The following is a 9,177-nucleotide window of genomic DNA, read 5'->3' on the forward strand; positions in this document are numbered from 1 at the left end:
GGGTCCGGAGCCCGGACCGCTGCCGATTCCGGATCCCGGCCCGGCAACTCCTCCTCCACACCCGGACCCAACGTTCGGAGGCCCGCTGCCCGAGTAAGCGCGGTGCAACTGAAGGGAAGTACGACGGCGGCTGGTCGCCTCACGCGACCAGCCGCCGTCGGGCTTTAATCAAGTGTGTCCGGGTCGCCTAGGCTTTCGACGGCACCGCCACGGAGGCGCGTTCCACGGCCGGGCATTCGATCTTCAACGCCGAATCGGCGGGCGCCTGGTCGAGGCCGAGCAGGAGACGCACGCCGGCGGCCCCCAATTCATAGTGCGGCAACGAAACCGTGGACAGGGGCGGGCGCAGGTGCGCGGCGATGACTTCCTGGTTGTCGAACCCCACCACGGCGATGTCGTCCGGGATGGACAGGCCGTTCTCGCGCAGTCCGTCGTAAAGGCCCATGGCCATCCGGTCGTTGTAGCAGTACACGGCCGTGATGTCGTGCTTCAGCAGCTCCTTGGTGGCACCGTAGCCGCCTTCCTGGTCCGGGAAAGCCTCCAGTACCAAGGTCGGATCGAAGGGAATACCCGCGGCTTCGAGGGCTGACTTGTAGCCCTCAAGCCTGCCGTCGCGGGCAGGAGCCGGAGTGGTGGCGTTGATGAAGGCGATACGCCGGTGGCCGCCGCGGATCAGGATGTCCGTAGCCGACTGTCCACCCTGGGCTTCGTTCGGAACCACCGCACGGGCCGGGGTTTCCGGGGAAAAGCAGTTGACCAGCACAAAGTCGGCCTCGCGCAGGGTTTCCGGAATGTCCGTGGTCCGGTGGAACCACGTGGAGTACAGGATCCCGCGGACCTTGTATTCGAGCATCATGTTGATCGCGTCGTTTTCCAGGTCCTGGTTGCCCTCGGTGTTGGCGATCAGCAGGGCGTACCCGTGCTTCCAGGCCTCATCTTGGGCGCCGTGGATGATCTGGCCGGCAAAGGGGGTGGTGGCGACGCCGTCTGCCACGAGTCCGATGAACTTGGAGGTGCCGCTGACCAGGGTCTTGGCCATGGCATTGGGGCGGTAACCAAGGTGCTGGATGGCGTCCTTGACGCGTTGGCGGGTCTCGTCAGCGATCCGCGCGTTCTTCTTTTTGTTGATGACCAGGGAGACCGTGGCAGTGGAAACGCCTGCCGCTTCGGCTACTTCGCGGAGGGTCACCGGATGTGCTCGGCTTGTTCCGACAGGAGCGTCGGGGGTCGCCGGCGTGCCTGGATCTTTCTCCTGCGAAATCATCTGCCCTCCATCAGGAGTATATCCATCAGCCGGGGCGCTCATCCCTTGCTCGCCCCGCTCTCCAGGCCCTGGATCATGGCTTTGTTCAAGACAAGGAACACCAGGAGCAACGGGGTGATGGTCACGCAGACAGCCGCGAACGTGGCGGTCCAGTCAACCTTGCCCATGGCGCCGATGTAGTTCTGCAGGCCGAGCGGGATGGTCTTGAGCTCCTCGGACAGGACGAACGTGTTGGCGAAGATGAAGTCGTTCCAGATGAAGATGCTGTTGACCAGCACCACGGTGACCACGGTGTTGAGGGACAGCGGCAAGGTGATGAGGCCGAAGATCCGGTACGGGCCGGCACCGTCCAGGGAAGCGGCCTCGTAGGTTTCCCGCGGGATGTACTCGAAGAAGGACGAGAACAGGTAGATGGACATGGGCAACGCGAAGCCGGCCAAGGGAATAATCATCGATTGGTAGGTGTCCAGCAGGTTCACCGCGGAGTAGTCGATAAACAGCGGGACCAGGGCGATCTGGACGGGCACGATGATGCCGATCAGGAACAGGCCCCGCACGAACTTGCTCAGCCGGAAGCCGAGGACCTGGATGGCGTAGGCGGCCATCATGCCGAACAGGACGATCAGCAGGTTGGCGCCCATGGTGACGATGAAGCTGTTGAGGATGTTCCGGCCGAGGTCCCCTGTCTCGAAGGCCCGCACGTAGTTGTCCCACGTCCAGGCCCCGGGAAGCGCAAACGGGTCTCCCGTGGCGAAGTCGTGCTCAGTCCGGAGACTGGTCAGGAACAGCCAGGCCAGGGGGTAGACCTGGACGATGACGATCAGTGAGATCAGGACCCGCGAAAGAGTGCGGTACACGTTGGGCTTCCGGCGGCGGCGCTTGATGACGGTCGCCGGGGGCCGGATGGGGGTCCGCGGAGTGGCAGGTGCTGTTTGGGCGATCATGAGTCAGCCTTCCGCTTGAGCATGAACAGGATGAGGCCGACGGCGACGAGGCACTCGATCACGATGAAGACGGAGATGGTGCTGGCATAGCCGAAATCGGTACTGGTGAAGGCTGTCTTATACATGTACGTGGTGAGCAGTTCGGAGGATTGGCCGGGGCCACCGTTGGTCATGAGGTATGGGATATCAAAGCCGCGCAGGCCGTACGTCGTGGCCATGATGGTGGTGGTGATCCAGACGGGGCGGATGTAGGGGAAGCGGATCTTGGTGAACAGCGTCCATTTGGAGGCGCCATCCAGGACCGCGGCTTCTTCGAGTTCCTTGGGCACGGCGATCAAGGCCGCGTAGATGATCAGCATGTAGAGGCCGGTGAACCTCCAGCCTTCAGGAGCGGAAACGGCCGCGAGGACGGTGTTCACGTCGGAAAGCCAAGCGCGCTCCAATGAACCGAGCCCGATCCAGTGCAGCAACTGGTTGAGCAGGCCGACGGGATCGATCGAGTAGATCCGCACAAAGAGGAACGCGATGGCCACCGTGGAGATGACTGCGGGAAGAAGGTAGAGGGTCTTGATGAGCTCCCGGCCCCGGGTCAGCGACGTCAACAGGCTGGCCACCACGAGCGCACCGCCGAGCTGCAGCACCAGGCAGATGGCCAGGTAGATGAGTGCGTTGCCGAACGAACGCCAAAAGATGTCATCGGCGGTCAGCATTCGCACATAGTTGGCGAGGCCGACGAACTCCATGTCGCTGATGCCGTTCCACGAGAAGAAGCTCAGGAACAGGGACTGGAGGATCGGGAAGAGCACTGCGGCGCCGTACAGGAACAGCGGCGGGAGCAGGAAGACCAGGACGGATGTCTTTGATCTGTTGGGTAGCATTTCTGGGCCTTTCGGGCGGGGGACCTGCCGATCCCCCGCCACTGGGATCTACGTGAAGAACCGCTTATTTGAAGAACTTCGGTGCGTTCTGCTTGATGGTCTCGTCCATGGTGCTGGTGAACTGCTCAGGGGTGATGTTGCCCTGGACCAGGAGGACGAGTTCCTGCTGGAGCCGGCCGTTGGTGGTGGGGTCCAGCTGGGTGTCCCACGGCATGGCCTGCTTGGAACCGAGGTTGTTGGCCGCATCCAGGGCCTTCTTGTACAGCGGGGTGGCGTTGGCCGGAACAGCGGTCTGCACGTTGGTGGTGGGCGAGAGTGCTCCCGTTGCCGCGTACTCGCTGGGGTACTTCTGCAGCGCAAACTTCAGGAAGTCGCTCACCAGCGGATCGTAGGTTTTGGCGTTGACGGCCATGCCAATGCCCGACGGCGAGACGAACTCGTTCGCGGCCGTCACCGAATTCGCTGTGGTTGGCAGGGTGAAGAAATCCACGTCGTCCCGGACTGCCGGATTCAGCTTGTCCGTGGCCAGGCTTGGCAGCTCCCAGGTGCCGATGTTGTACATCGCGGCCTGTCCGGACGTGAACTGGTTCTGCGCGTCGGAGTAGCCCTGGGCGGAGAATCCGTCCTGGAAGCACTTGGCCTTGCCCAGTTCAGCCATCCAGTTCACGGTCTTCTGTCCGGCGGCATCCTTGAAGGACGCCTCGCCCTTCTTCAGCTTCTGGACGAAGTCCGGGCCGGCCTCGCGGAAGGGCTGGTAGGCGACGTAGCGTTCCAGCGGCCACTGGTCCTGGCCGTCGATGGCGATCGGCGTGATGCCGGCCGACCGCAGCGCCGTGCACATGGCAGGAATGTCATCGAGCGACTTCGGTACGGATACGCCGGCCTTCTCCAGCAGCGCCTTGTTGTACCAAACGAATTCCAGCTCGAACTGGAACGGGATCATGTACAGCGAGCCGTCGTCGAACCGCTGGTAGTCCAAGGCGCCCGGACGGTAGTCCTCGTACAGGCCCAGGGACTTGAGCAGCTTGTCCGCGTCGAGCATCTTGCCCTGCTTGGCCAATTGCTGGGCGAACGGCGTGGCGTCGGTATCGAACAGTTCCGGCAGCTTGTTGGCCGCGGCCAGGGTTTCGAGCTTCTGGATGTAGGACGGACGGTCCGGGGTGGTGATGAGGTTCAGCGAGAACCCGGGGTGGTCCTTGGCGTAGTCGTCGGCGAGCTTCTTCATGATGTTGATGACGGCGCCGTCGGCGGGCCTGGACAGCAGCCAGGAAATCTCGCGTGGCTTGATCTCGCCGGTGGGATTCACATCAGCTGGGCTGCTGGCGTTCCCGCCGCCGCCGCAGGCCGTCAGAGCCAGTGTTGCTGCCGCCGCGACTGCCGCGGCCCGGAATAGTTTCTTCATGGGGACTTGTCTCCCTCGATTGGGTTGGGGGGTTGGGGTTGGGGATGGTCAGTTTTCAGTGCGTTGACGGACTTCGAATTCGGTGACGACGGCGGATCCCTCACCGGCGAAGACGCCGATGCGACCCGTCGGGCGGTCATAGATCCTTGCGCTCAGCGCAACCTGGCGATCGACGACGGCGACGCACAGATCGCCGTCGACGATGACCTCAAGCGTGTGCTCGCCCGGGGCGAGCTGGCACGGGCGCTCCAGTTCGACGTCGTAGGGGACGTCTCCCGAGACGTGCCACTGCGCGTCGCCGGTAACCTCGCGGGGCCAGCGGTCGAAGACCAGTCGGTTGCGCTTGGGTTCCAGGCGCAGGACGTAGGACTCGTCGCCGTCGTGGTTTGCGCGAAGCAGGAGCCCGCATTCGGTGGTGTTCGGCGCGATGTCGAAGACGGCTTTCGCGTAGAACTGGTTGGGCAGTTCTACGTCGGAGACGATGGCCGCGTAGCTGTCCGGCACGTCCAGCGATGCCGGGATTTGGGTGGAGAGCGAAGTGGGCACGTCTTCCCAGAAGCTGTCCACGAGTTCGTCGGCGAAACCGAATCCCAAGGTGCCGTCCGGATTCTGCCGGGCTTCGAGGACGGACATGGTACCCGCCCACTGCCAGGCGCCGTCGTCGCGGTTTCCTTCCTTGCTGGCGATCCAGCCAAAGAAGAAGCGGCGATCATCACGGCCCGCGGACTTGGAGGCGTAGAAGGCGCGGCCGTCGATGCTGTCCAGCTCCGGCACTGTCCACGGGCCGTCAGGGCTCTTGGCCATGCGGTAGCGCGTGGTGAAGGTCTCGGAGAATTCGGAATACACCATGTACCACCACTCGCCCCAGGGGAAGACCTCCGGGCATTCGTGCGTGATGTAGCGGCGCGGATCCCAGAACGGCTCCGTGTAGTGCCAGGTCACGAGGTCGGTGGAAACGCACTGGGCGATCACACCCCGACGACGGTCTGGTCCTGTTGCGTGGCGCGCGGCAATCAGCATTCGCCATTGGGACTTGGCCTCGTCGCGGAACACGAAAGGGTCGCGCCAATCGCCGGATTCGTACCCTTCGGGAGCGCCGAAAGTGTGCTCCAGATGCTTCGTCCAGCTCCGCATACCGTCGCCGCTGGTGGCGTGCATAACCAGCTGGAGAGGCGCACCGTCCGCACCCAGGTTTCCCGGGTTCTGGCCTGTGTAGAACAAGTGGTGGGTGCCGTCGTCGTCCACCACTACGCTGCCGGTGTAGGCGTTGAAGTCCGCGTCGTCCTCGCTGCCATGCGGCAAGGCGACTCCGTGATATTCGAACTGGGTGAGGTCCTTGGTGGTCACGAGGTTCCAGGACGTACCTGGTTTGGGGTCAGTGCGTACGTCGTGGAGGTAGAAGAGCCAGAACTCCCCGTCCTTCTCGAAGGGGATGAGGTCGCCAACCCAGCCATCGCCGGGTTGGAAGAAGACTGAGCGTTTCATCTGCGCTGATGTCCATTCTGCTAAAGCGTTTGATCACCACGAAGGTAGCTCTTGGGTCAGTTCTTGGTCAAGCGTTTTAGCAAAAGTAATTTTTGATCCGCTAAAACGCTTGACCACTCCGCTCCTTGCCCGCTAGGGTCCTTGCTACCGGTGGCACACCCACGCCCTTCGACGCCGAGCGGGCGCAGTGGGTTACGGCCACCGGACGAAGTAACTCCAGCCCCTTTGATGGCGCACTTTGGCGTGCCCGGACGCACCTCTGTGTCCGTGCTGCCATCGCGTTCTCAACCAATGAATGCTTGAGAGGAAACCGCTTCATGACGCTCGAATTTTCCCGACGAACAGTCCTGCAAGGCACCGGAGCCGGAGCTTTGGCCCTGCTCATGGGTGGCGCTGCAAGCAGCGCGGCCCACGCTTCGCCATCCCTGCGGGCCGTCTACCACATGACCCCGCCCACGGGCTGGTTGTGCGATCCGCAAAGACCCGTCTACACCAACGGCGCCTACCAGCTCTACTACCTGCACTCCAGCATCAACAACGGCCAGGGCGGCTGGGACCACGCCACCACCGCGGACGGTGTCTCCTTCAACCACCACGGAGCCGTGTTGCCGCTCCAGCCGAACTTTCCCGTGTGGTCCGGCTCGGGCGTGGTGGACACGGCCAACACGGCGGGCTTTGGTGCGGGAGCCGTCGTCGTACTGGCCACCAAGCCGACCGACGGCATCCGCAAGTATCAGGAGCAATACCTGTATTGGTCCACGGACGGCGGGTTCACCTTCACTCCCCTGCCGGACCCGGTGATCGTGAACACGGACGGCCGAACGGCGACCACCCAGGCCGAGATCGACAACGCCGAGTGGTTCCGCGACCCCAAGATCCATTGGGACGCCGTGCGCGGCGAGTGGGTGTGCGTGATCGGCCGGGCCAGGTACGCGGCTTTCTATACTTCGCCGAACCTGCGGGATTGGCAGTGGAAATCCAACTTCGACTACCCCAACCACGCGCTGGGCGGAATCGAGTGTCCGGACCTGTTCGAGATGACGGCCGGCGACGGCACGCGGCACTGGGTCTTCGCAGCCAGCATGGACGCCTACAGCGTGGGGCTGCCCATGACCTACGCGTACTGGACGGGAACCTGGAACGGCACAGCGTTCCTTGCCGACAACCTCACTCCGCAGTGGCTCGACTGGGGCTGGGACTGGTACGCCGCAGTGACGTGGCCGTCCGTGGAAGCACCCGAAACCAAGCGGCTTGCCACGGCGTGGATGAACAACTGGAAATACGCCGCCCGCGACGTGCCGACGGACCTGTCGGACGGCTACAACGGACAGAACTCCATCACGCGCGAGCTCACTTTGGAGCGCCAAGACGGCGGTTGGTATTCACTGCTCAGCAGACCAGTGGCCGCCCTGGCCGGGTACGTCACGGCCACCACCACCCTCCCCAACCAGGCCGTCAACGGCAGTTATGTCCTGCCGTGGAGCGGGCGGGCCTACGAACTGGAACTCGACGTTGCCTGGGACACGGCGGCGAATGTGGGAGTATCCGTGGGGCGCTCAGCGGACGGTTCCCGCCACACGAACATTGGCAAATACGGCGGAGACCTCTATGTGGACCGGGCACCCTCCGACCTGGCCGGCTACTCCTTGGTGCCGTACACGCGCGCGGCCGCACCGATCGACGCCAATGCCCGCTCCGTGCACCTTCGCATCTTCGTGGACACCCAAAGCGTGGAGGTCTTCATCAACGCCGGGCACACTGTGGTTTCTCAGCAGGTCCACTTTGCAGAGGGCGATACGGGGATCTCTTTGTACTCCGACGGCGGCCCCGCGACCTTCACGGGAATCACCATCCGCGAGTTCGGGAACCCGATCTAAACGGCTAGTCGAAGAAGCCCACGATGTAGCCGATGAAGTAGAGCAAGGACAGCAATACAACGATGCCGATCACGGCGATCCAGAACACCTGTGTGATCTTCTTGGTTCCGTGTTCGTCATGGCCTTGGGGTCCGGCGGTGGAAGCTTCCCCGGGAGGCGTCTCCCCCGGAGGAACTCCGCCGCCGGGCTCCAGGCCAGTGATGTTGTCCTCGTACGGATCCGGGTTGGTACCTGACATGGTTGCTCCCTCGGTCGCGGATGGGCACGGCTTATGTTTCCCGTACCCATCCGCGGCGGGGTCAAAACCCGGATCAGTCCATGGAGACCACGATCTTCCCCCGCGTATGGCCTTCCATGTTGAGCCTGAAGGCGTCCGCCGCCTCAGCCAAAGGAAGAACCTTGGCAACTTCCACGCGGAGGTCCGTCCCATCCACCAGGTCCGCGAGCTCCTGGAGCTCGGCACCTATGGGACTCACCCACATCCAGGTTCCACCGTGCTCTTCCACGTCGCTGTCCGCGATGGAGGCGTGCCGGCCGCCGTCGGACAGTACCTGCAGCGTGGTTTCCAGGTTGCCACCCACGAAGTCGGCCACAACGTCCACGCCACCGGGGCGCAGCTCGCGTACCCGGTCAGCGAGGCCGTCGCCGTACGTGACGGGTTCGGCGCCCAGGGAACCCAGGAACTCGTGGTTCTTCTCCGACGCCGTAGCGATGACCTTGGCACCCATCGCCGCGGCAATCTGGATGCCCAGGGAACCGACGCCGCCTGAGCCGCCATGGATGAGGACAGTCTCGCCTGTCTTCACGCTCAAGCGCCTGAGGACTTGGAATGCAGTCAAGCCTGCCAGGGGGAGACCGGCTGATTCATTCCAGTCCAGCGACTTCGGCTTACGGGCCAGGAGCCGCTCCGGCAAGGCGATGTACTCGGCAAAGCTGCCACCGTGCACATAGTCCTTCCTGCCATAGGCGATGACCTCATCACCCGGCTGGAACTGCCTGGCGTCAATACCCACCGACTCCACCACTCCGGCGACGTCCCACCCGGGGATCGCCGGGAACTGGAGGTCAATGACAGGGTCGAGGTATCCGGCCATGATCTTCCAGTCCACCGGGTTCACGGCAGCGGCCTTGACTTTGACCAACACCATTCCCGGCGCGACCTTCGGCTTCGGCTGCTCTGTCAGCTGGAGGACGTCAGGGTTTCCGTACTTGCTGTAAGTAATCGCCTTCATGGTTAGGGCGTGTCTCCTAAAACCCGGGCTCTTTAGCGGGGATGCTTGATGTGTGTCTCGTACTTCTGTTTTGACTGATGGGCAGTGGGCCCGCA

The 9,177-nt window shown here is 63.2% G+C and carries 8 protein-coding genes; 1 reads left to right on the forward strand and 7 read right to left on the reverse strand.

Features of this window, described 5'->3' with window-relative positions; genetic code table 11:
* Positions 1-187: 187 nt before the first annotated feature.
* The 5 genes from ACH488_RS20700 to ACH488_RS20720 all read right to left on the reverse strand — a co-directional run bounded on the left by ACH488_RS20700 (position 188) and on the right by ACH488_RS20720 (position 5,973).
* Positions 188-1,264, reverse strand: a complete 1,077-nt coding sequence (locus tag ACH488_RS20700; protein ID WP_397326459.1) for a LacI family DNA-binding transcriptional regulator — start codon at positions 1,262-1,264, stop codon at positions 188-190.
* A gap of 38 nt (positions 1,265-1,302) precedes the next feature.
* Positions 1,303-2,208, reverse strand: a complete 906-nt coding sequence (locus ACH488_RS20705; protein ID WP_397326460.1) for a carbohydrate ABC transporter permease — start codon at positions 2,206-2,208, stop codon at positions 1,303-1,305.
* Positions 2,205-3,086 carry a carbohydrate ABC transporter permease gene (locus tag ACH488_RS20710; protein WP_397326461.1) on the reverse strand — a complete coding sequence of 294 codons (882 nt, stop codon included), beginning with the start codon at positions 3,084-3,086 and terminating at the stop codon, positions 2,205-2,207. Before ACH488_RS20710 ends, ACH488_RS20705 begins: the two co-directional genes overlap by 4 nt.
* Before the next feature lie 64 nt (positions 3,087-3,150).
* Positions 3,151-4,488, reverse strand: coding sequence for an ABC transporter substrate-binding protein (locus ACH488_RS20715; RefSeq protein WP_397326462.1), 1,338 nt, complete (start codon positions 4,486-4,488; stop codon positions 3,151-3,153).
* Between the two features lie 48 nt (positions 4,489-4,536).
* Positions 4,537-5,973: a GH32 C-terminal domain-containing protein gene (locus tag ACH488_RS20720; protein ID WP_397326463.1), complete on the reverse strand. Its 1,437-nt coding sequence runs from the start codon at positions 5,971-5,973 to the stop codon at positions 4,537-4,539.
* A gap of 317 nt (positions 5,974-6,290) precedes the next feature.
* Here ACH488_RS20720 and ACH488_RS20725 point away from each other — a divergent pair, with 317 nt between their 5' ends.
* A complete protein-coding gene (locus tag ACH488_RS20725; RefSeq protein WP_397326464.1) occupies positions 6,291-7,850 on the forward strand; it encodes a glycoside hydrolase family 32 protein in 1,560 nt (519 codons plus the stop codon).
* Positions 7,851-7,854: 4 nt separating this feature from the next.
* On the opposite strand, the gene ACH488_RS20730 is transcribed toward ACH488_RS20725, so the two are convergent.
* Complete coding sequence (locus tag ACH488_RS20730) at positions 7,855-8,088, reverse strand: DUF6480 family protein (RefSeq protein WP_397326465.1); 234 nt, start codon at positions 8,086-8,088, stop codon at positions 7,855-7,857.
* 73 nt (positions 8,089-8,161) lie between these two features.
* A complete protein-coding gene (locus ACH488_RS20735) occupies positions 8,162-9,082 on the reverse strand; it encodes an NADP-dependent oxidoreductase (protein WP_397326466.1) in 921 nt (306 codons plus the stop codon).
* Positions 9,083-9,177: the final 95 nt, after the last annotated feature.

It is taken from the genome of Paenarthrobacter sp. NPDC018779, from assembly GCF_044391085.1.
GTDB lineage: Bacteria > Actinomycetota > Actinomycetes > Actinomycetales > Micrococcaceae > Arthrobacter.